Below are 23,405 nucleotides of genomic sequence, written 5' to 3'. Positions count from 1 at the left end.
GCTCATCGCCACGTCGAAACCGGCGCCACGCCGTCGAGCACTTCCGCGATCCGCATCCGTGTGCCCGTGGTGGTGTCCGACGGCAGCGCGCTTGCGTCATAGAATCCGCACTCGACGATCTCGTGGTTCGGCTCCGGCAGCCGGTCCTGCCGGAATTGCCTCACCACATAGACCGCGACATGGTCGCGGCGGGACACGTGGCGGTTGAAGAACAGGCCATGCAGGGCCGGCTCGCCGACCAGTTCGATCCGCCCCTCCTCGATCAGCTCGCGCCGCAGCGCCTCGAGAAAGCTCTCGCCGACCTCGACCCCGCCGCCCGGCAGATGCCAGCCGGAGACATAACTGTGACGGACGAGGAATACCCGGTCATCGGCATCCAGCACGACACCGCGCACGCCCAGCGTCATGCCGCGGGCAATCCGCCAGTAGAGATGGAACACCTGCCGCAATTGCGGCTCGAGGCGCTTTCGCAAGGTTTGCAGAGCGGTCACAAATCCCCCGGATGGACAGAGATCATGTTTGATCCTTATATCGCGGCATGATCGCGCGACAGCTTCATATCACGGGCCATCCGGCAGAACGCCTATGACAGCCTTCACGCTGGCGCATCTGTCGGACCCGCATCTGCCGCCATTGCCGGCGGCCCGGCTGCGCGACCTCGCGGGCAAGCGCGCGCTCGGTTATCTCAACTGGACCCGCAACCGCCACAAATATCATCGCCGCGAGGTGCTGGATGCGCTGGTCGCCGACATGCAGGCGCAGCGGCCGGACCATATCGCCGTGACCGGCGATCTCGTCAATCTGGCGCTGGAGGCAGAGTTCGACCCGGCGCAGGCCTGGCTCGAGAGCGTAGGCCAACCGCAGCATGTCACCGTCATTCCCGGCAATCACGACGCCTATGTCCGCGCCACGCGGCACCGTTTCGCCGGCACCTTCGCTGACTATCTGCGCGGCGACGCCGGGACCGAAGGCGAAGCGTTTCCCTTCCTGCGACGCCGCGGCCCGCTGGCGCTGATCGGCATGTCCTCGGCGGTGCCGACGCCGCCGCTGATGGCGACGGGCAGGCTCGGCCGCAGGCAGCTCGACACGCTCGACCGTCATCTGGCACAATTGTCGACCGAGGACGCCTTCCGGGTGTTGCTGGTGCATCATCCCCTGCACTCGAAATCCCGCATGAAGCGGCTGACCGACTCGGGTGGCTTACGCGCGGTGCTGAAGGCGCGTGGCGTCGATCTGATCCTGCATGGACACGACCACATCCATTCGACGATGTGGATCGAAGGCACCGACAAACAAATCCCGGCGATCGGCGTGCCGTCGGCCTCGGCGCTGGCGCACCGGCATTATCCGGCGGCGGCGTATAATCTGTTCTCGATCGAACGCGACGGCAATCAATGGCGCTGCGTGCAGACCGTGCGCGGCATCGACGCCAGCCTGCGCGTGCAGGAAATCAGACGGACGCAGTTGATCTAGAGATTCTTCAGACTCGCGAACAGCGCCAGCGCGAACAGCGCGATCGCGCCGGCGAGGAAGCCGAGCACGAAGGTCCAGAAGCCACCGCGGCGGCGCGGCTTCTCTTCCACCACCGGCTCGGCCAGCGGCGTTGCCACCATCGCATGCTCGCGCTCGATCATGCGGCGCGCGACATAGCCGGTGACGGCATCGACGATGACGGGCACGTCATGCGATTCGGCGAGAACGATGCGGCCGAACCTGGTGTCCTGCACGAAGCGGTAGATCCGCTTGTCGCGGCCCATCACGACATGGGCGACCACGTCGATCCACAGCCGCGGCGTTTCGCCCTGGCTGACGCCGCGGTCGAACAGGTCGACCTGCTCCGGCACCTGGGCAAACAGCGGATCGAGCGCCTCGTTCAGAATCTCGAGCCGCGCGACTTCGGCATCGCGCAGTTCGACGACCACGCCGGTGCGATCGGCGGCCTCGATCCGGGCCTGGCGCAACGCGTCGCGCAGCCGCGTCGGTCGCGTTTCGCGGGCCTCGTTGCCGGTGTTGTGCGCGTCTGACATCTGCAAGCCGCCTTTGTCCTGAAGGGGTGGGCCCGGTTAACCTAGCAGCAACCGCAACCTGCGCAAAGGTCTTTCATTTTCAATGACTTACGCGTTCATCGGCATCGAGACTCACTGAGCCGGCCCGGCGAGGCGAGGGAGACAATCGTTCGGCGCGTCTGCAAATCGCAAGACGGCCCCACCCGGAAAATCCGGATGGGGCCGCCTGTTCCTGGCGTTTCCCTAAATGTTATGAGCAGCCGGCCGATCAGGCCGAGACGCGCGAGGGCTCTTCCACGATCGAAAAGCGTACGCCGGCCTTGTGACGGTTCTCTTCAGAAACCGTACGCCAGGCGTCCTCGGCTTCCTTGCGGGTCTTGAACGGACCCTGCACCTGGGCCGAGCCTTCCACGAGCTTGTGGAAGTTCATCGATCCGAACTCGCCGCCGATCACCCAGAAATTGCTCTTCGTCATGGTCGTCTCCTGTTGTTCCGCTTACCCGGCTGCAATCGACATTCGTGACAATGCGTTGCGAAACGTACTGTGAACTAAACGCCGGAAAGCTAATTTGGTACAGTCCCCTTGTATTTGAATGGTGATGTTGTGTAACATCCATACTTGTAATAAATGTCATTTTGTAAAGTTAGTCACAAAATGGGTCAGGAAAGCTGCCATGCCTGCTGATTCCGGAAAGAAGCTGTTTGTCGGGCCGCGATTCCGGCGAATCCGCCAGCAGCTTGGCCTGTCGCAAACCCAGATCGCCGAGGGGCTGGGCATTTCTCCGAGCTATATCAACCTGATCGAGCGCAACCAGCGCCCGGTGACGGCGCAGATCCTGCTGCGGTTGGCCGAGACCTACGACCTCGATCTGCGCGATCTCGCCACCGCCGACGAGGATCGCTTCTTTGCCGAGCTGAACGAAATCTTCTCCGATCCGCTGTTCCGCCAGATCGACCTGCCGAAGCAGGAACTGCGCGACCTCGCCGAACTCTGCCCCGGCGTGACCCATTCGCTGCAGCGGCTCTACGCCGCCTATACCGAAGCCCGCCGCGGCGAGACACTGGTCGCGGCGCAAATGGCCGACCGTGACGAGGGCTCCAGATTCGAAGCCAACCCGATCGAGCGCGTGCGCGACCTGATCGAGGCCAACCGCAACTATTTCCCCGAGCTTGAGACCGCCGCGGAAAACCTCCGCGACGAACTCAACGTGCCGGCGGAAGGCCTGTTCGCCGCGCTGACAGCGCGCCTGCGCGAAAAGCACTCGATCGTGACCCGCATCATGCCGGTTGACGTGATGCGCGAGACGTTGCGACGGTTCGACCGTCATCGCCGGCAACTCTTGATCTCAGAGCTGGTCGACGGCCCCGGGCGTAGCTTTCAGCTCGCGCTGCAGATCGGCCTTGCCGAATCCAGCGCCGCTATCGACGCCATCGTCAACCGCGCGGGCCCGCTCGACGACACGCCGCGCCGGCTCTACCGGATCACGTTGGCGAATTATTTCGCTGCGGCTGCGATGATGCCCTATCAGGCGTTTCACGCCGCCGCCGAAGCGCTGAGCTACGACGTGCACGTGCTGGCGCAGCGCTTCAATGCCGGCTTCGAGCAGGTCTGCCATCGCTTGACCACTCTGCAGCGGCCGAATGCGCGCGGCGTGCCGTTCTTCCTGCTGCGCGTCGACAATGCCGGCAACGTCTCCAAGCGGTTCTCTTCCGGTACCTTTCCGTTCTCGAAATTCGGCGGCACCTGCCCGTTGTGGAACGTGCATTCGACCTTCGATACCCCGGACCGGCTGCTCAGCCAGGTGATCGAACTGCCGGACGGCACCCGCTATTTCTCGATCGCGCAGACGGTGCGCCGCCCGGTGGCGCCGCATCCGCAAGCCCAGCCGCGCTTTGCGATCGGGCTCGGTTGCGAAATCCGCCATGCGGCCAAACTCGTCTACGCCGCGGGAATGGATCTGGAAAAGACCGAGGGGACGCCGATCGGCGTCAACTGCCGGCTCTGCGAACGCGAGAACTGCAGCCAGCGCGCCGAGCCGCCGATCACGCGGACGCTGATCCTCGACGAGAACACGCGGCGGGTATCGTCGTTCGCGTTCTCGAATGCGCGGGAATTGTGAGCCGCCTAATCCCCTAATCTTCCTAGCATGGACAGGACAATCGAATGTTCGTTTCATTCTTCCCGCGCCCAAAGCTGTTCTTCATCTCCGCGATCCTGTGGACCGCGCTGGCAGTGGCCCTCTGGTACGGTTTCGCCGGCGAATTGATCGGCTCGTCGGCCCCCGAGCCCATCGGCGTCAACCGCTTCTGGACGGCGCGCTCGCTGTGGTTCGACCTGTATTTTGCGATTAGCGTAGCGGTCTTCGCCGCGGCCTGGACCTGGTTCGCGCCACATCCCTGGGCGACCTGGTCGATCGGCGGCTCGGCGTTGATCCTGTTCGCCACCTATTTTCAGGTTCAGGTCAACGTCGTCATCAACGACTGGTTCGGGCCGTTTTACAATCTCGTCCAGACCGCGCTTACGAAATCGCGGCCGGTGACGTTGGGGGAGTTCTACGGCCACATATCGACCTTCGCCTCCATCGCCACGGTCGCGATCGTGGCCGTCGTGATGACGCGGTTCTTTGTCAGCCATTACATCTTCCGCTGGCGCACCGCGATGAACGAGTTCTACATCGCCAACTGGCCGCGGCTTCGCACTATCGAGGGCGCCTCGCAGCGGGTACAGGAAGACACCATGCGATTCGCCACCACCATGGAAAGTCTCGCGGTCGAACTCATCAGTGCCTGTATGACGCTGCTGGCGTTCCTGCCGGTGCTTGTGAAACTCTCCAGCAGCGTGACGGAACTGCCGCTGGTCGGCGCCATCCCCTATCCGCTGGTCATTGCTGCGGTGCTCTGGTCGGTGCTCGGAACCGGCTTGCTGGCGTTGATCGGCATCAGACTGCCCGGCATCGAATTCTTCAACCAGCGAGTCGAAGCCGCCTACCGCAAGGAACTGGTGCTCGGCGAAGACGACACGGCCCGCGCCGATCCACCGACCCTCAACGAGCTGTTCGTCAACATTCGCCGAAACTATTTCCGGCTTTATTTGAACTTCCTGTACTTCAACATCGGCCGCTTCGTTTACCTGCAAACTGATGCCGTTTTCGCCTACATCCTGCTGGGGCCCACCATCGTCGCCGGCACCATCACGCTTGGTACGATGAACCAGATCATCAGAGCGTTCGGGCAGGTTCGATCCTCGTTTCAGTATCTGATCACTTCCTGGAGCACCATCGTCGATCTGATCTCGATCTATAATCGCTTGCGCGCATTCGAGGCCACGCTTCACGGCGAGCCGCTGCTCTCGATCGAGTCGGTGGCGGACCCGGCAGGATTGTAGTTCGGGTTTGTTTGTCGACAGATCGCACCGAGATCAGATCGCGATGCCATAGTAGTCGTTGATGGCGCGGGTGCGGGCCGCGTCGGCCCAGTTCCAGGCATTGTCGTTGCCGTATTTCGGCGCGCCCTTGAGCTGCGCTTCGGTCACGCCGGTGACGTAGCCGCCGAGCGAGGTGTCGTACTTGAGCGATTGCCACGGCAGCGGATAGTGATCGTCGCCGATACCGAGGAAACCGCCGAACGACAGCACGGCGTAAGACACCCTGCCGCTCCGCTTGTCGATCATGACGCGCTCGATCGAACCGATCTTGTTGCGATCAGCGCCGTAGACCGCGGTGCCCTCGACCTTGTCGCTCCCGATCAGATTCCCCTGTTCGCGTACTTCCCTAACCATGTATCGTCCTCCCGGTGTGAGCAGGTCAACGAAAACAAAGGGCGCGATGAAACGTTCCTGTGGTGGCGTGATTCAGAACAACGCATCGGGTGCGTACGGCGGGTTCCTGTGTTACGTATTGTACGGAGCAACTGAAATGGCGGCTCGCGTCGGGATGAAATTTGGGAGACCGCATGCGCTCGGTTCTATTCGCACTCACACTCTTGTTGATCGGCGGCAGCGCTGCCAATGCGGCCTGCACCTGCCAGTGCGTCGACGGGCAAATGCAGCCGCTGTGCGATGACGGCGTCAACCCGCCGAAAATCTGCCCGCCGACGGTGTGTCGGCCTCCAAAGCCATCGGTCGCTCCCGTCATTCCGCCGAACGTGATGCCGCTGGATGGGTCACAGTGCAAACAGGCCCAGGTTTGCGACACCTCGGGCAAGTGCGCGTGGGAGCAGGTCTGCCGCTGACGCGCCTCGGTTCCGCGTTCGCGGTGGCGACGCGAGATTCTTGCCGTGTGGTTAGGTCGGCGCGCAGGCGGTGCTGATGATTTTTCCGGTTTCGCTGAAACGGAAATGGGTACGAACCGGCCTGCCGTCGTAATCCCTGTAATCGAGTGACACGCCTCCGGCCTCGGGCAACAACGCATCGACCGCAAACGCGCCCGGCACGGGCTTCTTCAACTTGGGAAGCCAGTAGCGCTCCACGCCGGATTTGCCGCGAAAGCTGCCGCCCTCGCAACAATCGACTTTGGCGGCTTCGTCATAGAGATCAACAAGTGCCGCGAGACTGCGCTGCCGGCAGGCGTCAATCCAATCCACCACGGTGCCAATCGGATCGAAAGCCATTGGGGAGTTCGACATCGTCCACCTCCTGTGCCTCCCGCCCCGCGGATACAAGGTAGTGGCGGCGCGATGAACCGGCTCTGAATAGCCATTCAGCCCCCATTTGCAAGCCACGCGGGAACGGGAACTACCGCCCCCTGCGGCCGTTTTCATTTCAGTTGGCCCGGAGGAACCCAACATGAAATTCTCGATGATCGCGCTCGCGACCGCCGCACTTATCGCAACTTCGATGGCGCTGGCACAAAACACCAGCACGGGCTCGACCGCGACGATCGGCGACGCCGCGGTTTCCCCCGCCCCATCAAATCCAGCCAACGCCGGTTCCCGGAGCGACAACCGTCCAAGCCTGAGCGCGGGCATTGCCAGCGGCGCCATGAACAACGGCACCACGGGCGATACCATCGGAACCGGACACGGAACGGCGGCGGCTCCAACGACGGGAACCGGAACAAGTTCCGCACCGGATAGTCACAACTAGGCCGCGACTGCGGAGCCCATCAACGCTCTGCTTCAACGCGCTGCGCCGTGAAGGTCCCGTTGAATTAATGATCGCACGCCAAAGCATGGCCCGTTCACCAGTCGGGCCTGCCATTTCTGGATCGCGCTTACCCCTCGATCACTTCCAGCACCTTCGGCGGTGACATCGGCAAACTGTAAAAACGCTTGCCGAGCGCCTGGTGGACGGCGTTGGAAATGGCGGACATGACAGGGATCAGCGGCACTTCGCCGACGCCCTTGACGCCCTGCGGGTGTTTCGGGTTCGGCACCTCGACCATGATGGTGTCGATCATCGGCAGGTCCGAACACACCGGCATGCGATAGTCGAGGAAGCCGGGATTATCGACCTTGCCCTGCTTGTTGTAGATATATTCCTCGTTCAGCGCCCAGCCGATGCCCTGGCTGACGCCGCCCTGCAACTGGCCTTCGACGTAGCTCGGATGCACGGCGCGGCCGACGTCCTGGATCGCGGTGTAGCGGATCACGCGGACGATCCCGAGTTCGACATCGACCTCGACGTCGGCGATGTGGGTGCCGAAGCCGCCTTCCGCGCCGACCGTGTTGAGCTGCACGCCGGCGCCGATCGGCCCGCCCATCGAGGGGGCCTTCTCGGCGAGCTCCGCCAAGGTCAGCGGTTCGAACTGGCCGGCGTTCGGACTGACCGGATGCGCCGCGCCGTTTTCCCATTTCACCGCTTCGGGATCGATGTCCCAGATCTTCGCCGCGCGTTCGCGCAGCGTGTGGATCACCTTCTCGGTCGACTGCGTCACCACGATCGAGGATGCGAACAGCACACGGCTGCCGCCGGTGAGGTTCGAGAAGCCGATCGTCGCGGTGTCGCCGATCAGGACCGAAACGCGGCGATAATCGATGCCGAGCAGTTCGGCGCAGATGTTGGCGATGCCGGCGCGAGAGCCGCCGATATCAGGGTGCCCCGTGGTGACGACGACATTGCCGTCCTCGGTGATATTGACCTGCGCCGAGGATTCGCCGCCGGCGTTGAACCAGTAGCCGGAGGCGACGCCCCTGCCCTGAAACTTGCCGAGCGGCGCCTTGTAGTGATCGGAGTCGCGCGCAGCCTCCAGCGTCTCGACGTAACCGATGCGCGGATAGACCGGGCCGTGGGCGGCCTTGGTGCCTTCCTTTGCCGCGTTCTTCAGGCGCAGCGCCAGCGGATCCATCTTCAAGGCTTCGGCGAGTTCGTCGAGCACGCACTCCACGGCGTAGGCGCCGATCGGGGCGCCCGGCGCGCGATAGGCCGCGACCTTGGAGCGGTTCGACACCACGTCGAAACCCTCCGAGAGAACATGAGGAATATCGTAGGGCGCAAAACTGCATCCAACCGCGCCGCGGATCGGCGAGCCCGGAAACGCGCCGGCCTGCAGATAGAAGATGCCGTGCGCGGCGACGATGGTGCCGTCCCTCTTGGCGCCTATCTTGACCGTGCTCTTCGAGCCGGATGTGGGGCCCGTCGCCCGCATCACTTCCTCGCGGGTCATCACCATCTTGACCGGGCGGCCGGATTTCTTCGCCAGCATCGCTGCCAGCGGTTCGAGATAGACGATGGTCTTGCCGCCGAAACCGCCGCCGATTTCGGCGGGAATGGCGCGGATGTCGCTCTGGTTGATGCCGGTGAGGTGCGCGGTCATCGCGCGCACCATGAACTGGCCCTGGCTCGAGCTCCAGATCGTGGTCTTGTTGTCGGCGGCGACCGAAATCAGGCAGGCGTGCGGCTCGATATAGCCCTGATGCACCGGCCGCGTGGCGAAGGAGCGCTCGATCACGACCTCGGCTTCTTCAAAACCCTTGACGATGTCGCCCTTCTTGACTTCGAGGCGGCCGGCAATGTTGGACGGCTTGCCTTCGAACTTGACGAAGTCATGCAGGATCGGCGCATCGGGCTTGAGCGCATCGTCGATCTCGATCGACCATGGCAGCACTTCGTAATCGACCTCGATCAGCTCGCAGGCATGTGCTGCGATCGCTTCCGACGTGGCGGCAACGGCAGCGATCGGGTGGCCGGGGAACAGCGCCTTCTCGCGCGCCATCACGTTGCGGCACATCCAGCGCATGTCCTGGATGCCGAGCATCACCGACTTGTCGACCGGGAAATCGACGATGTCCTTGGCGGTGACCACCGCCTTCACACCCGGAAGCGCTTCCGCCTTCGAGGTATCGATCGACTTGATCCGCGCATGCGGGTGCGGGCTGCGCAGCACCTTGCCCCAGATCATGCCGGGCATGGTGGTGTCGGCGGCGAACGCTGCGCGGCCGGTGACCTTGTCGACGCCGTCAGGGCGAATGGTGCGCTGGCCGATCCACTTGTTGTTGGTGACGACGTTCATCATTGTGCTGTCTCCCGCATATCAGCGGCGGTTTCCATCACCGCGCGAACGATCTTGTCGTAGCCCGTGCACCGGCACAGATTTCCGGCGAGCCAGAACCGGACCTGCTCTTCGCTCGGATTGGGATTTTTCCGCAACAGCGCGTCGGAGGCGATCAGCATGCCCGAGGTGCAGATGCCACACTGCAGCGCCGCCGATTCCAGAAACTTCTGCTGCAGCGGATGCAGTTTGTCGCCATGTGCCATGCCCTCGATGGTGCGGATCTCGTGGCCTTCGGCCTCGACCGCGAGCATCAAACACGAACAGACCAGCCGGTCATCGAGCGTGATCGAACAGGCGCCGCAGTCGCCGGAAGCGCAGCCTTCCTTGGAGCCGGTCAGGCCGAGTGGGCCGCGCAGCGCGTCGAGCATGGTGTCAGAGGGTTCGCACAGATATTCCATCGGCTCGCCGTTGATGGACGTGGTGACGTGAACTTTGGCCATGAAAATGATTTCCCGAATTCAATTCGTTTGGGCGCGCTTGGCGGCGATCAGGGTCGTGCGCTTCAACAGCACGCCGGCCACCTTGGTGCGGTAGGCGATGGTGCCGCGCTTGTCGTCGATCGGACGGCAGGCGGCGGAGCAGGCGTTGGCGGCTTTGGCGAGCGCGGCGTCATCGAGCCTGCTGCCGATCAACGCTTTGGCAGCATCTTCCACCAGCAGCACCGTCGGCGCGACGGCACCGAGGCCGACGCGCGCGGCGGTGCAGACGCCATCCTTCATGGTGAGGCTGACGCCGAGGCCGACGACGGCGATATCCATTTCAGTGCGCGGGATCATGCGCAGATACGCATCGCTGGATCCGGGCGCGCGCGGTGGCAACGTGAAGCTGACGAGGATTTCGCCAGGTTTTAAATTGGTGCGGCCGGGACCGGCCGGCACGTCTTCGACCTTGATATCGCGGCGGCCGTTCGGGCCCTGCACGGTGACGATCGCGCCGGCCGCGACCATCGCGGGCACGCTGTCGCCGGCCGGTGAGCCGTTGCAGAGATTGCCGCCGGCCGACGCCCGCCCCTGGACCTGCTTGGAGCCGATCAGATTGACGGCCTCCAGCACGCCGGGCCAAACCTTGCCGAAGCTGTTGTGCTCGGCCAGCGCCATGCCGGATACGGCAGCGCCGACGCGAAAGCCGCCATCTTTGGTCTGCTCGATCGAAGTCAGGTCGGGAATTTTCTTGATGTCGACGATCAGGCCGGGCTTCACCATGCCGGCGCGCATCTGCACCAGCAAATCGGTGCCACCGGCCAGAATGCGCGCGGCGCTGCCTGCGGCGGCAAAAGCGCCAATCGCTTCGTCCAGCGTCGCCGGCGCCATGTATCGGAGTTCCGTCATACCGTTCCCCGTCTCCCTGATCTGTGCGCCCCATATGGGCGGCGGCCCTTTTTCGGCCTGCGGACAATAGCCTACACGGCGGATGCCGGTTGGAACAGCCTGCGAGATCGGGCTCAGGCGGCGGGCTCCCATGCGCAGAGCGGGGCTTGCGCGGCGATATTGCTCCGAGTTTCGCGTCGCAGCCGGTGGCCCAGGCAAGGCCCGTTGGCTAATCCGTCCCTCCGGTCTAAGACTTGCCTCTCTTATTCACTTCAGGCCGGTGACATTGATGCCGTTTTCCAGATTTCTCGTTGTCACCGCGGCGTCACTGGCATTTTCATCGCTCGCATCGGCCCAACCGGCGCCGGCGCCTGTCCGGCCGGCGCAGCCAAGACCGGTGACTGCGCCGAGGCCAGCCATCGCGGCACCCGGCCAGCCGGTGGCAGCGACGCCCAGCCCGCGCGCGGCGGCCTGTCACAACGGGATGAATTTCGACCGCTTCCTCGCCGAACTGAAACAGCGGGCGGTGGCCGCCGGCGTGTCGCAGCGCGCGCTCAGCGAGGCAGCGCCCTATCTCGTCTATGACCAGAGCATCGTGAACCGCGACCGCGGCCAGCGCGTGTTCGGCCAGGTGTTCACCGAATTCGCCAGGCGCCGGGCGTCCGACAGCGCGGCCCAACAGGCCCAGGCGCGGGTCCGGATACATGCGGCCGCGTTCAATCGCGCCGAGAAGGAATATGGCGTACCGCCGGCCGTGATCGCCGCGTTCTGGGGACTGGAGAGCAGTTTTGGCGCGGAGCTCGGCAATCTGCATACGCTGCCGTCGCTGGTGTCGCTGGCCTACGACTGCCGCCGCTCGGAGATGTTCCAGAACGAGACCATCGCGGCGCTGAAAATCGTCGATCGCGGCGATCTCACGCCCAGCGAGATGATCGGATCGTGGGCCGGCGAACTCGGCCAGACGCAATTCCTGCCGACGCACTATTTCAACTATGCGGTGGACTATGACGGCGACGGCCATCGCAACCTGTTGCGCAGCGCGCCCGACGTGATCGGCTCGACCGCGAACTACATCACCAACGGCCTGAAGTGGCGGCGCGGCGAGCCGTGGCTGCAGGAAGTGCGCGCGCCGCAAAACCTCGCTTCAAGTTTTCCCTGGGACCAGGCGGACCTGACCATCAAATTGCCGCGCTCAAAATGGGCGCAGCTCGGCGTCACCTATGCGGATGGAAAACCGCTGCCCAACGACGACATGCCGGCCTCGCTGCTGCTGCCGATGGGTCGCACCGGACCTGCGTTCCTCGCTTATGCGAATTTCGCGGCCTATACCGAGTGGAATAATTCGCTGATCTATTCGACCACCGCGGGCTATCTCGCCACCCGCATCGCCGGTGCCGCGCCGATGCGACAGCCGTCGGCGCCGGTGGTGCAACTGCCGCTCAACGAGATCAAGGAATTGCAGCAGCTTCTGGTGCGCGCCGGCTTCAATGTCGGCAAGGTCGACGGCGTGCTCGGCCAGCAGAGCCGGATTGCGGTGAAGACGATGCAGGCCAAATACGGCCTGCCGGCGGATTCCTGGCCGACCGCGGAGCTGCTGGCACGGATGCGCGGCGGGCCGAGGTAACTCCGCCCGTCATTCCCCGCGAAAGCGGGGAATCCAGTACGCCGCGGCCTTTCGATTTAACAGCAAACGCCTCTGGAATACTGGATCGTCCGGTCGAGCCGGACGATGACGGCGTGAAATAAATCTCGTAATCGACGGGTGGATGCAGTTGCATTTACCTACCGGCCGCCCCACCTGCAGCACGCAGTCTCTGCACGCAACGATATTCCACAACACGAAAAGAGCATCCCATGTCTTTCTACGACGCCACCGTGCCGGCCTATCTGCAGGTTCTAGGCTCCCTTTCCGGCCTGCTCACCAAGGCCGAGGCGCATTGCAAGGCCAAGAACATCCAGCCCGAGGTGCTGCTCAATTCGCGGCTTTATCCGGACATGCTGCCGCTATCGAAGCAGATCCAGCTCGCCGCCGATTTCGCCACCCGCGGCTGCGCCCGCGTCACCCATAGCGACGTGCCACAGACGCCCGATACCGAAAAGACCTTTGAGGAATTGCGCGCGCGGCTCGCCAAGACCATCGACTACGTCAAATCGTTCAAACCCGCGCAGTTCGAAGGCGCCGATACCAAGGACGTCACCTTCCCGATGGGTCCGGAAAAGACGATGACGATGAAGGGCCAGCAGTTCATCTCGAACTTCTCCCTGCCGCAGTTCTATTTCCATGCCGCGATCGCCCACGGCCTCTTGCGCCACAACGGCGTCGAGGTCGGCAAGCGCGATTTTATGGGCGCGAATTGACGGCATACTCCTCATGGTGAGGAGCGCGAAGCGCGTCTCGAACCATGAGGCCACAGACGGGCCTTCATCCTTCGAGACGCGGCCAACTGGCCGCTCCTCAGGATGAGGGGAACAGCCCACCCGGTTTCGCCTGACGAGACCGGGTGGTTTCACTTCGCGGGCCATGACGTGCTAGTGCTCTCCGCAACAAGAAACTCAGGGAGAGCCACACCGATGTCCACCACCACGCACGCCCCCCAAAAAATCGATCCGTCCGCCTCGCTGCATGCGGAATCGCTTGGCCTTGCCAAGAGCCATGGCCGCCTCGCCGGCCGCCGCATCATCGTGGTCGGCGCCGGGCAGCGCAAAATCATCGACGAGGAGCCGCCGATCGGCAACGGCCGCGCCATGTCGGTGCTGTTCGCACGCGAGGGCGCGCATGTCGCCTGCATCGACGTCAGCAAGGAAGCCGCCGACAACACCGTGGCGCAGATTACAAGCGAAGGCGGCAAGGCTTTTACCGACGTGGTCGATGTCTCCGACGTCGCGGCGATCGCACCCGCAATCGAGCGCTGTGCCAAGCAGCTCGGCGGTCTCGATGGCTTGGCGCTCAATGTCGGCATTTCCTGCGGCCTGTCGCTGCCGAAAATGACGGCGGAAGCCTGGGACAAGGATTACGCCGTCAACGTGCGCAGCCACATGCTGTTCGCGCAGAAGGCGCTGGAGATCATGGCGCCGGGCGGCGCCATCACCCTGACCTCGTCGATGGCGAGCCAGCGCGGCAACGGCCGCAACCCGGCCTATGAATCCTCCAAGGCGGCGCAGATCGCGCTCGGCCGGGCGATTGCCCGCGCCGGTGAAGAAAAGGGCATTCGCTGCAATGTGATCGCGCCGGGCTTCATCGACAGTCCGATGGGCCGCGACGCCAGCCGAAGGCGGGCCGATCGCGCGCTGACGGTGCCGTTCGGCCGCCAGGGCACCGGCTGGGAGGTCGCCTATGCTGCGTTGTTCCTGATTTCGAATGAATCATCCTACGTCAACGCGCACACGCTGTTCCTCGATGCCGGCCATATGGGCGGGATCGTGCGCGGTTAATCTCCGTCAATCTTTTTTGTTTGACGTGTTTTCTCACGAAAACACTATGGGGCGGGGCATTGCACTGCACGCGGCAATGCCCAACTGTTCCGTACCCGCCAACTTTCCGGAACCCAACGACATGAGCCAGTCCAAACTGTTCGAGCCCTTCAAACTTGGCCCGATTACGCTGCCCAACCGCGTCGTCATGGCGCCCCTGACCCGCAACCGCGCGATACCGTCCGGCCTGGTGCCGAGCCCGCTGGCGGTGGACTATTACGGCCAACGCGCCTCGGCGGGATTGCTGATCACCGAAGCCAGCCAGGTTTCGCAGCAGGGCCAGGGTTATCAGGACACGCCGGGCATCTATTCGAAGGAACAGACCGCCGCCTGGCGCAAGGTCACCGACCGCGTCCATGAGAAGGGCGGACGCATCTATATCCAGCTCTGGCACGTCGGCCGTATCTCGCACGACTCGCTGCAGCCCGGCGGCGGCAAGCCGGTTGGCCCCTCGGCGATCCGCGCCAAGGGCAAGACCTTCGTCAACGGCACCTTCACCGATATCTCCGAGCCGCGCGCGCTCGAGCTCTCGGAAATTCCGGGGATTATCGAGGACTTCAAGCGCGGTACCGCGAACGCGCTGGAAGCCGGTTTCGACGGCGTCGAAATCCACGGCGCCAACGGTTACCTGCTCGACCAGTTCGCCAAGGACGGCGCCAACAAGCGCACCGATGCCTATGGTGGATCGATCGAGAACCGCGCCAGGCTGATGCTCGAAGTATCCAAGGTGGTGGCGGCCGTCGCCGGCGCCGATCGCACCGGCATCCGCATTTCGCCGGTGACGCCGGCCAATGACGTTTCGGATAGCAATCCGCAGCCGCTGTTCGACTACATCGTAGAAGGGCTCAACGCGCTGAAGTTGACCTACATTCACGTCATCGAGGGTGCTACCGGCGGTCCGCGCGACATTGCGCCGTTCGACTATGCGTCCTTGCGCAAGCGCTTCAAGCAGGCCTACGTCGCCAACAACGGCTACGATTTCGAGCTCGCCACCAAGGTGTTGGCTGAAGGCGCGGCCGACCTGATCGCGTTCGGCAAGCCGTTCATCTCGAACCCCGACCTGGTCGAGCGCCTGGAGAAGGGCGCCGCGCTGAACCCGTTCGACAAGGCGACGTTCTATGGCGGCGGCGCCAAGGGATACACGGATTATCCGACGCTCGGGGCCGCACAGGCGGCGGAGTAGCTGACTGTCATGCCCCGCGAAGGCGGGGCATCCAGTAATCACTGGCACCGGTGATTGAACCGACGGACTGCGGTGTACTGGATCGTCCGCCTTCGCGGACGATGACAGCGGGGCAACAAAAAGGCCGGGATCGCTCCCGGCCTTTCACTATTCGTGGATGGCCGGGTCAAGCCCGGCCATGACATCTACGATGTCACTTCGCTTCCGCCCGCTTCGGCGGGGTCGCCGGCCACGACTTGACCAGCGTGTCGTAGTCGATGGTTTCGCCCTTCGGCTTCTCGTTCGCCAGCTTGCGCTGGGGCGCCAGCGTGCCGTCCTTCTGAGCCTTGGCGAACCAGAACTCGGCGGTCTCCTTCTTGTTCAGCTTCGGTCCGCACTCCTTCTGCACACCGGACTTCTCAAGACGTTCCATCACCGAGTCCTGGGCTGCGGCCAGCGCATCCATTGCCGCCTGCGGGGTCTTCGCACCGGACGACGCATCGCCGATGTTCTGCCACCACAACTGAGCCAGCTTCGGATAGTCAGGCACGTTGTTGCCGGTCGGGGTCCACTGCACGCGCGCCGGCGAGCGGTAGAACTCGATCAGGCCGCCGAGCTTCGGCGCACGCTCGGTGAACGACTTGTCCCAGATGTCGGACTCACGAATGAAGGTGAGACCGACATGGCTCTTCTTCAGGCTCACCGTCTTGGAGTTGATGAACTGCAGATAGAGCCAGGCCGCCTTGCGGCGATCCGGGGGCGTCGACTTCAGCAGCGTCGCCGAGCCGGCATCCTGGTAGCCGAGCTTCATGCCCTCCTTCCAGTACGCGCCGTGCGGCGACGGCGCCATGCGCCATTTCGGCGTGCCGTCGGCATTCATCACCGGACCCGGCTTCACCATGTCGGCGGTGAAGGCGGTGTACCAGAAGATTTGCTGCGCGATCGCACCTTGCGCCGGCACCGGTCCGGATTCGGAGAAGGTCATGCCTTGCGCCTGCGGCGGGGCATACTTCTTCATCCAGTCGAGATACTTGACGATCGAGTAGACCGCCGCCGGACCGTTGGTGTCGCCGCCGCGCTCGACGGACGAGCCCACCGGACGGCAGCCTTCCATGCGGATGCCCCATTCGTCGACCGGCAGACCGTTCGGAATGCCCTTGTCGCCGTTGCCCGCCATCGACAGCCAGGCGTCGGTGAAACGCCAGCCGAGCGAGGGATCCTTCTTGCCATAGTCCATGTGGCCATAGACCTTGACGCCGTTGATTTCCTTGATGTCGTTGGTGAAGAATTCGGCGATGTCTTCATACGCCGACCAGTTCACGGGTACGCCGAGGTCGTAGCCGTACTTGGCCTTGAACTTGGCCTTGTAGTCCGGATTGGAGAACCAATCGTAGCGGAACCAGTAGAGGTTCGCGAACTGCTGGTCGGGAAGCTGATAGAGCTTGCCGTCCGGCGCCGTCGTGAACGACTTGCCGATGAAGTCGTTGACGTCGAGCATCGGGTCGGTGACGTCCTTGCCCTCGCCGGTCATGTAGTCCGACAGGATGATGGTCTGGCCGTAGCGGAAGTGGGTGCCGATCAGGTCGCTATCGTTGATCCAGCCGTCATAGACGTTCTTGCCCGACTGCATCTGGGTCTGCAGTTTCTCAACCACGTCGCCTTCCTGGATGACGTCGTGCTTGATCTTGATGCCGGTGATCTCGGTGAACGCCTTCGCCAGCGTCTTGGATTCATATTCATGCGTCGTGATGGTTTCCGATACGACGTTGATTTCCATGCCCTTGAAGGGCTGGGCGGCCTTTTCGTACCACTGCAGCTCCTTCAACTGGTCCGCCTTCGACAAGGTCGAGGGCTGGAATTCGCTGTCGATCCACTTCTGCGCGGTTGCGTCGTCGGCAAGCGCCGGCGCAGCCATCGTCACCGACGCCGCGATCAGCGCGGCGGCGCTGGTCATCGTCAGAAGACGATCCTTGGTCTTTCCTCTCAAGTATCGCATTTTGGTTCCTCCGGTTGCAGAATCAAAAACCAGGCCCGGGTTGATCCCGGATCTGCTCATTTTTCGCATCTCTCAGACGTTGCGGAAAATCGCAACGGCCGAGAGAAGCGAAATCACGGTTGCGAGCCACAGGCTCGAAATCTCAACGCCCTCCCCGATCGGAAGCGTGAATATCGCGTCGGTGCCGACAAAGGCGATCCACAACAGATGGATCACCGCGGTCAGCACCAGCGAAATGAACAGCCGGTCGCCCCGCGTTGTCGGAATCCGCAGGATGCCGATCCGTTCGGCCTCGGGATAGGCGACCGCAAGCCATGTCATGACGCCGAGCGTGAGCGACAGCATCACGAAGAAGATCGCGGTCGGCACGGTCCAGGCCATCCATGCGACGTTTTCCATGACTACACCCTGCCCAGCGCGAAACCGCGCGCGATGTAGTTGCGGACGAACCAGATCACCAGCGCGCCGGGGATGATGGTGAGCACACCGGCGGCGGCCAACAGCCCCCAGTCCATGCCGGCGGCGGAAACCGTGCGCGTCATGATCGCCGAAATCGGCTTGGCGTTGACCGTCGTCAGCGTTCGCGCCAGCAGCAGCTCGACCCAGGAGAACATGAAGCAGAAGAACGCGGCGACGCCGATGCCGCTCGCGATCAGCGGCACCAGGATCTTGACGAAGAATTTCGGGAACGAGTAGCCGTCGAGGAACGCGGTCTCGTCGATTTCGCGCGGCACCCCCGAGACGAAGCCTTCGAGGATCCACACCGCCAGCGGCACGTTGAAGATGCAGTGCGCCAGCGCCACGGCCCACGGCGTATCGAACAGGCCGATCGCCGAATAGAGATTGAAGAACGGCAGCGCATAGACTGCCGCCGGCGCCATCCGGTTCGACAACAGCCAGAAGAACAGGTGCTTGTCGCCGAGGAAGCGGTAGCGCGAAAACGCGTAGGCCGCCGGCAGCGCCACCGCGATCGAGATCACGGTGTTGATCACGACGTAGTTCAGCGAGTGGATATAGCCGGAATACCAGCTTTCGTCGGTGAAGATGCGCATGTAGTTTTCCAGCGTCGGCTGGTGCGGCCACAGCGTCATGGTCGAGACGATCTCGCCATTGGTCTTGAAGCTCATGTTGACGAGCCAGTAGATCGGCAACATCAGGAAGATCAGGAACAGCACCATGATGGCGCGGCGGCCGGGAATCGAATGCATCAGGCGACTCCCTGTTTGGCCGGACGCTCGGTTCCGGCATTGGTCATCACGGTGTAGAACAACCAACACACGATCAGGATGATCAGGTTGTAGACCAGCGACAGCGCCGCCGCCTTGCCGAGGTCGAACTGCCCGAGCGCGATCTTGACCAGTTCGATCGAGACGAAGGTGGTCGAATTGCCGGGGCCGCCGCCGGTGACGACGAACGGTTCGGTGTAGATCATGAAACTGTCCATGAAGCGCAGCAGCACCGCGATCAGAAGCACGCGCTTCATCTTCGGCAACTGGATCGCCTTGAACACGGCCCAGCGCGAGGCGCCGTCGATCTGCGCCGCCTGGTAATAGGCGTCGGGGATCGACTTCAGGCCGGCGTAGCACAGCAGTGCGACCAGGCTGGTCCAGTGCCAGACGTCCATCACGATGACGGTGGCCCAGGCGTCGAACTCGTTGGAGACGTAGTTGTAGTTGAAGCCGAGCCCGTTGAGCGTATAGCCGAGCAGGCCGATGTCGGGCCGCCCGAAAATCTGCCAAATGGTCCCGACCACGTTCCACGGAATCAAAAGCGGCAACGCCAGGATCACGAGGCAGACGGCGACCGACCAGCCCTCGCGCGGCATCGACAGCGCCACCACGATGCCGAGCGGCACCTCGATTGCGAGGATCACGGCGGAGAAGAACAGGTTGCGGCCGAGCGATGCCAGGAAGCGCCCGCCGAGGTCGGTCGAGGGATCGAGCAGCTCCTTGAACCAGCCGACACCGTTCCAGAAGAACTGGTTGTTGCCGAAGGTGTCCTGCATCGAATAGTTCACCACCGTCATCAGCGGCAGGATCGCGGAGAACGCGACCACCAGGAACACCGGCAGCACCAGGAACCAGGCCTTCTGGTTGACCGTCTTGTCCATCAGGCAACCCCCTCGACAAGACGGCTGTCGGCATAGACGTGAACATGGCCGGGATCGAACACCAACCCGACCGTGTTGTCGGAAACCGAAAATCCCTGCGGCACGCGCGCGGCAAATTTGGCGTCGCCGATGCGAACGCGGGCAAAGCGGACGCGGCCGAGGTCGTCGATGCGCTCGATATTGGCCGACAACAACCCCGAGGCGGGAGCCGCCACGTTGACGAATTCCGGCCGCACGCCGATCTCGATCTTCGCCCCCGCCGGCAGCACGCCGTAATTGCGATGCAGGCCGATGGTATGGCCGTCGATCCGCGCCTCGTGGCCGCTCACCATGGCCGGCACGATGTTCATGCCGGGCGAGCCGATGAAATAGCCGACAAAGGTATGCGCGGGCTTGTCGAACAGTTCGGCCGGCGTGCCGCTCTGCACCACTCGGCCGTCATGCATCACGACCACGGTGTCGGCAAAGGTCAGCGCCTCGGTCTGGTCGTGGGTGACGTAGATCATCGTGAGGTCGAGGTCGCGGTGCAGCGCCTTGAGTTTCGAGCGCAACTGCCACTTCAGTTCGGGATCGATCACGGTCAGCGGCTCGTCGAACAGGATCGCGGCGACGTCGGAGCGGACCAGGCCGCGGCCGAGCGAGATCTTCTGCTTGGCATCCGCCGTCAGCCGTGTCGCCTTGCGGCCGAGATAGGGCGTGAGGTCGAGCAGGTCGGCAATCCGTTTGACCCGCGCGTCGATGTCGGCCTTCGGCACGCCGCGGTTCTTCAGGGGGAATGCCAGGTTTTGGCCGACCGTCATGGTGTCGTAGATCACCGGAAACTGGAACACTTGCGCGATATTGCGCTTCTGGGTTGACAGCGGTGTGATATCGGCGCCGTCGAACAGGATCTGGCCGCTCGACGGCGTCACGATGCCGGAAATCAGGTTGAGCAACGTGGTCTTACCGCAGCCGGACGGCCCCAGCAGCGCATAGGCGCCGCCCTGCCGCCAGGTCATCGTCACCGGCTTCAGCGCAAATGATTCGGGTGGCGCATCATTGCCGCCGTAGGAATGCGCGAGATCGACGAGGTCAATGCGGGCCATGATGCGTTTCCCTCAAGTGGGCTTTTTGGTGGGCGCGTTTTCTTGACGCGAACCGCCAACCACTTCGCTTGAAAACGCTATGTGGGAGGCCGGCGCCGCGACCAGACGGTCGGCGGCATCGAACACAAAGACGTTGTCGGGATCGAGCACGGCATCGAGCACATGGCCGGGCTCGTATTCATGGACGCCCTGCAGCACCGCCACCCAATTGGATGCATCGCGATTGAGATGCACAAAGCTTTCCGAACCGGTGATCTCGGTCACGGTGACGGTGGCCTGGAACGCATGGCGGCCGGCGATGCCGTTCGCAACCTCGAGCTGGTGGGCGCGGAAGCCGACGCGATACGGACCGTCGGAGAGCGAAGCGTAAAGTCCGGTTGCAGGCGCCTGGATGCCGCCGGCATATTGCACTGAACCGTTCTTCTTCTCGATGCCGACGAGGTTGAGCGGCGGATCGGAGAACACCTGCGCCACCCGCAGCGTGTCGGGATGGCGATAGACTTTTGAGGTATTGCCGGCCTGCAGGACCTGGCCTTCCCACATGCAAAGCGTGTCGCCGCCGAGCAGCAGCGCTTCCGAGGGTTCGGTGGTCGCATAGACGAAGATCGCGCCCGACGCCTCGAAGATGCGCGGCAGTTCGGTGCGCAGTTCCTCGCGCAGCTTGTAATCGAGATTGGCGAGCGGTTCGTCCAGCAGGACCAGATCGGCGCCCTTGACCAGCGCGCGCGCGATCGCGGTGCGCTGTTGCTGGCCGCCGGACAATTGCAGCGGCGTGCGCTTCAGGTACGGCTCCAGCCGCAGCAGGCTTGCCGCCTCCTGCACACGCTTTTCGATCTCGCCGCGCGGCTTGCCCTGCACCCGCAGGGGCGAGGCGATGTTTTCGTAGACCGTCAGCGAGGGATAGTTGATGAACTGCTGATAGACCATCGCGACCGAGCGTTGCCGCACGTCAGCACCGGTAACGTCCTTGCCGTCGACCAGCACACGGCCGGTCGTCGGCTTATCGAGGCCGGCGAGCAGCCGCATGATCGAGGTCTTGCCCGACAGCGTCGGCCCGAGCAGCACGCTCAGCGTGCCGCGATCGAGCGTCAGCGAGACATCGCGAATGGTCGGGATGCCATCCACGGTGCGCGTGACATGTTCGAGCGTGACGCTCATGTCCGTCCTCTCGCTTCACGGAGGGGACGTTCGCCGGAGGTTCGGTTGGCCGCGATCCACGCGTCGAGCGCGGCGATTTCGTCTGACGACAGCCGCAAGCCCAACTTGGACCGGCGCCACACCACGTCTTCGGCGGTACAGGCCCATTCCACCGACATCAGGTACCTGACTTCGCTTTCCGTCAAGCTGGCGCCGAACGACTGGCCGAGATCGGCCATCGATTTCGCGTTGCCGAGAACCTTCGCTGCGCGGGTGCCGTAGGCGTGCGCCAGCCGGTTGGCATGGGCGGTCGAGAGAAACGGATATTTCCGCACCAGTTCCGCGGTTAGTGCCGCAATCGCCGACACATCCATGTCGCCACCGGGCAAGGCCGACTTGCCAGTCCAGCCCTCTTTTGCCTTGGCGCTACGCAGGTAAGGCGCGAGCCGTTCCAGCGCTTCTTCCGCGAGGCGCCGATAGGTCGTGATCTTGCCGCCATAGATCGACAGCAGCGGCGCGCCACCGGGCGTATCGAGTTCGAACACGTAGTCGCGAGTCGCGGCCTTGGCTTCGCTGGCGCCGTCGTCATACAGCGGGCGGACGCCGGAATAGGTCCAGACCACGTCTTCCGGTGTCACCGGATTTTTCAGATACTCGCTGGCGGATGCGCAGAGATACCGGATCTCCTCGGTCGACGCCTTCACCTTCGAAGGATCGCCGTCGTAATCGCGATCGGTGGTTCCGATCAGCGTGAAATCGTCCTGGTAGGGGATGACGAAGATGATGCGACCGTCGGCGTTCTGGAACATGTAGGCGCGGTCGTGCTCGTAGAGCTTGCGCACCACGATATGGGAGCCCTGCACCAGGCGCACCTTGGCGCGCGCGTTGACGCCGGAGCCCGACGACAGCACCTGCTCGACCCAGGGACCGCCGGCATTGACCAGCGTGCGCGCCTGAATGGTGGTGCGCGCGCCGCCGATCGTGTTCTCCACCGTCAGTTGCCAGATGCCGTCGACCTGCTTGATCTCGACCGCGCGGGTGCGGGTGTGAATTTCCGCGCCGCGATCGGCCGCATCCCGCGCCGTGAGCACGACCAGGCGCGCGTCGTCGACGAAGCAATCGGAATATTCGAAGCCCTTGGTGTAGCGGTTGGCGATCAAGGGTTTTCCCACCTCGTCACGGGCGAGATCGACCGAGCGGGTCGGCGGCAGCAGATGCCGGCCGCCGATGTGATCATACAGGAACAACCCCAGCCTGAGCAGCCAGGCCGGTCGCAACCCGGAATGGTGCGGCAAAACGAAACGAAGCGGACGAATGATGTGGGGCGCGATCTGCCAGAGAATTTCGCGCTCGATCAGCGCCTCGCGGACCAGCCGGAACTCGTAATATTCGAGATAGCGCAGCCCGCCATGCACCAGCTTGGTCGACCAGGACGACGTCCCGCTCGCCAAGTCATTCATTTCGCAAAGGAAAACAGAATTACCCCGGCCCGCCGCATCGCGCGCGATGCCGCAGCCATTGATGCCGCCTCCAATGATGGCGAGGTCGAATACCTTGTCCAACGAACGCTTCCCCGGCGACCGCCTCTTCACTTCGGCGATTTCGCTTTCGGATTAGATTAAATCACAAAGAAAAACGAAA

Annotated in this window: 23 protein-coding genes; 8 read left to right on the top strand and 15 right to left on the bottom strand. The window is 63.3% G+C overall.

The window, feature by feature from the left end:
• Positions 1 to 2: 2 nt before the first annotated feature.
• Positions 3 to 491: an NUDIX domain-containing protein gene (locus FFI89_RS07800; RefSeq protein ID WP_246669390.1), complete on the bottom strand. Its 489-nt coding sequence runs from the start codon at positions 489 to 491 to the stop codon at positions 3 to 5.
• A gap of 94 nt (positions 492 to 585) precedes the next feature.
• On the opposite strand from FFI89_RS07800, the gene FFI89_RS07795 reads away from it, so the two are divergent.
• A complete protein-coding gene (locus FFI89_RS07795) occupies positions 586 to 1,473 on the top strand; it encodes a metallophosphoesterase (RefSeq protein WP_138834397.1) in 888 nt (295 codons plus the stop codon).
• Here FFI89_RS07795 and FFI89_RS07790 read toward each other — a convergent pair.
• Together FFI89_RS07790 and FFI89_RS07785 are read right to left on the bottom strand one after the other, a co-directional pair.
• Positions 1,470 to 2,027 (bottom strand): hypothetical protein, encoded by a 558-nt coding sequence (locus FFI89_RS07790; protein WP_138834395.1) that lies wholly within the window; start codon positions 2,025 to 2,027, stop codon positions 1,470 to 1,472. The genes FFI89_RS07795 and FFI89_RS07790 overlap by 4 nt on opposite strands.
• A gap of 247 nt (positions 2,028 to 2,274) precedes the next feature.
• Entirely contained in the window at positions 2,275 to 2,481 is a 207-nt protein-coding gene (locus FFI89_RS07785; RefSeq protein WP_138834393.1) for a hypothetical protein, read from the bottom strand.
• 199 nt (positions 2,482 to 2,680) lie between these two features.
• On the opposite strand from FFI89_RS07785, the gene FFI89_RS07780 reads away from it, so the two are divergent.
• Positions 2,681 to 4,126, top strand: coding sequence for a short-chain fatty acyl-CoA regulator family protein (locus FFI89_RS07780; protein ID WP_138834391.1), 1,446 nt, complete (start codon positions 2,681 to 2,683; stop codon positions 4,124 to 4,126).
• A 44-nt stretch (positions 4,127 to 4,170) separates the two neighbouring features.
• The gene (sbmA, locus tag FFI89_RS07775; RefSeq protein ID WP_138834389.1) at positions 4,171 to 5,391 is read left to right on the top strand and encodes a peptide antibiotic transporter SbmA; all 1,221 of its coding nucleotides are present in this window, start codon (positions 4,171 to 4,173) and stop codon (positions 5,389 to 5,391) included.
• Between the two features lie 33 nt (positions 5,392 to 5,424).
• Here the strand turns inward: sbmA and FFI89_RS07770 are convergent, their stop codons facing one another.
• A complete protein-coding gene (locus FFI89_RS07770) occupies positions 5,425 to 5,784 on the bottom strand; it encodes a PRC-barrel domain-containing protein (RefSeq protein ID WP_138834387.1) in 360 nt (119 codons plus the stop codon).
• A 173-nt stretch (positions 5,785 to 5,957) separates the two neighbouring features.
• On the opposite strand from FFI89_RS07770, the gene FFI89_RS07765 reads away from it, so the two are divergent.
• Positions 5,958 to 6,236, top strand: coding sequence for a hypothetical protein (locus FFI89_RS07765; protein WP_138834385.1), 279 nt, complete (start codon positions 5,958 to 5,960; stop codon positions 6,234 to 6,236).
• Between the two features lie 51 nt (positions 6,237 to 6,287).
• Here the strand turns inward: FFI89_RS07765 and FFI89_RS07760 are convergent, their stop codons facing one another.
• The 4 genes from FFI89_RS07760 to FFI89_RS07745 form a co-directional block, all read right to left on the bottom strand.
• Complete coding sequence (locus FFI89_RS07760) at positions 6,288 to 6,986, bottom strand: hypothetical protein (RefSeq protein WP_138834383.1); 699 nt, start codon at positions 6,984 to 6,986, stop codon at positions 6,288 to 6,290.
• A 230-nt stretch (positions 6,987 to 7,216) separates the two neighbouring features.
• Positions 7,217 to 9,454, bottom strand: coding sequence for a xanthine dehydrogenase family protein molybdopterin-binding subunit (locus tag FFI89_RS07755; RefSeq protein ID WP_138836180.1), 2,238 nt, complete (start codon positions 9,452 to 9,454; stop codon positions 7,217 to 7,219).
• Positions 9,454 to 9,936, bottom strand: a complete 483-nt coding sequence (locus FFI89_RS07750) for a (2Fe-2S)-binding protein (RefSeq protein WP_138834381.1) — start codon at positions 9,934 to 9,936, stop codon at positions 9,454 to 9,456. The genes FFI89_RS07755 and FFI89_RS07750 overlap by 1 nt, the downstream gene beginning before the upstream one ends.
• An 18-nt stretch (positions 9,937 to 9,954) precedes the next feature.
• Positions 9,955 to 10,824, bottom strand: a complete 870-nt coding sequence (locus FFI89_RS07745; RefSeq protein ID WP_138834379.1) for a xanthine dehydrogenase family protein subunit M — start codon at positions 10,822 to 10,824, stop codon at positions 9,955 to 9,957.
• Between the two features lie 268 nt (positions 10,825 to 11,092).
• Here FFI89_RS07745 and FFI89_RS07740 point away from each other — a divergent pair, with 268 nt between their 5' ends.
• From FFI89_RS07740 to FFI89_RS07725, 4 genes are all read left to right on the top strand, one after another.
• Positions 11,093 to 12,427, top strand: a complete 1,335-nt coding sequence (locus FFI89_RS07740; RefSeq protein WP_138834377.1) for a lytic murein transglycosylase — start codon at positions 11,093 to 11,095, stop codon at positions 12,425 to 12,427.
• Between the two features lie 230 nt (positions 12,428 to 12,657).
• Complete coding sequence (locus tag FFI89_RS07735) at positions 12,658 to 13,161, top strand: DUF1993 family protein (protein WP_138834375.1); 504 nt, start codon at positions 12,658 to 12,660, stop codon at positions 13,159 to 13,161.
• Between the two features lie 213 nt (positions 13,162 to 13,374).
• The gene (locus tag FFI89_RS07730) at positions 13,375 to 14,235 is read left to right on the top strand and encodes an SDR family NAD(P)-dependent oxidoreductase (protein WP_138834373.1); all 861 of its coding nucleotides are present in this window, start codon (positions 13,375 to 13,377) and stop codon (positions 14,233 to 14,235) included.
• A 121-nt stretch (positions 14,236 to 14,356) separates the two neighbouring features.
• On the top strand, positions 14,357 to 15,457 hold the full coding sequence (locus FFI89_RS07725) for an alkene reductase (protein ID WP_138834371.1): 1,101 nt from the start codon (positions 14,357 to 14,359) through the stop codon (positions 15,455 to 15,457).
• Between the two features lie 193 nt (positions 15,458 to 15,650).
• Here the strand turns inward: FFI89_RS07725 and FFI89_RS07720 are convergent, their stop codons facing one another.
• The 7 genes from FFI89_RS07720 to glpD all read right to left on the bottom strand — a co-directional run bounded on the left by FFI89_RS07720 (position 15,651) and on the right by glpD (position 23,326).
• Positions 15,651 to 17,390 carry an ABC transporter substrate-binding protein gene (locus FFI89_RS07720; RefSeq protein ID WP_138836178.1) on the bottom strand — a complete coding sequence of 580 codons (1,740 nt, stop codon included), beginning with the start codon at positions 17,388 to 17,390 and terminating at the stop codon, positions 15,651 to 15,653.
• 114 nt (positions 17,391 to 17,504) lie between these two features.
• On the bottom strand, positions 17,505 to 17,831 hold the full coding sequence (locus tag FFI89_RS07715) for a DUF2160 domain-containing protein (protein ID WP_138834369.1): 327 nt from the start codon (positions 17,829 to 17,831) through the stop codon (positions 17,505 to 17,507).
• A gap of 2 nt (positions 17,832 to 17,833) precedes the next feature.
• On the bottom strand, positions 17,834 to 18,640 hold the full coding sequence (locus FFI89_RS07710) for a carbohydrate ABC transporter permease (protein ID WP_138834367.1): 807 nt from the start codon (positions 18,638 to 18,640) through the stop codon (positions 17,834 to 17,836).
• Entirely contained in the window at positions 18,640 to 19,542 is a 903-nt protein-coding gene (locus tag FFI89_RS07705; RefSeq protein ID WP_138834365.1) for a carbohydrate ABC transporter permease, read from the bottom strand. Before FFI89_RS07705 ends, FFI89_RS07710 begins: the two co-directional genes overlap by 1 nt.
• A complete protein-coding gene (locus FFI89_RS07700; RefSeq protein WP_138834364.1) occupies positions 19,542 to 20,627 on the bottom strand; it encodes an ABC transporter ATP-binding protein in 1,086 nt (361 codons plus the stop codon). Before FFI89_RS07700 ends, FFI89_RS07705 begins: the two co-directional genes overlap by 1 nt.
• A 12-nt stretch (positions 20,628 to 20,639) precedes the next feature.
• Complete coding sequence (locus FFI89_RS07695; RefSeq protein ID WP_138834362.1) at positions 20,640 to 21,785, bottom strand: ABC transporter ATP-binding protein; 1,146 nt, start codon at positions 21,783 to 21,785, stop codon at positions 20,640 to 20,642.
• Positions 21,782 to 23,326, bottom strand: coding sequence for a glycerol-3-phosphate dehydrogenase (gene glpD, locus FFI89_RS07690; protein ID WP_138834360.1), 1,545 nt, complete (start codon positions 23,324 to 23,326; stop codon positions 21,782 to 21,784). Before glpD ends, FFI89_RS07695 begins: the two co-directional genes overlap by 4 nt.
• Positions 23,327 to 23,405 lie beyond the last annotated feature (79 nt).

The organism is Bradyrhizobium sp. KBS0727 (assembly GCF_005937885.2).
Lineage (GTDB): Bacteria > Pseudomonadota > Alphaproteobacteria > Rhizobiales > Xanthobacteraceae > Bradyrhizobium.
This window is presented reverse-complemented; position numbering and strand designations above follow the sequence as displayed.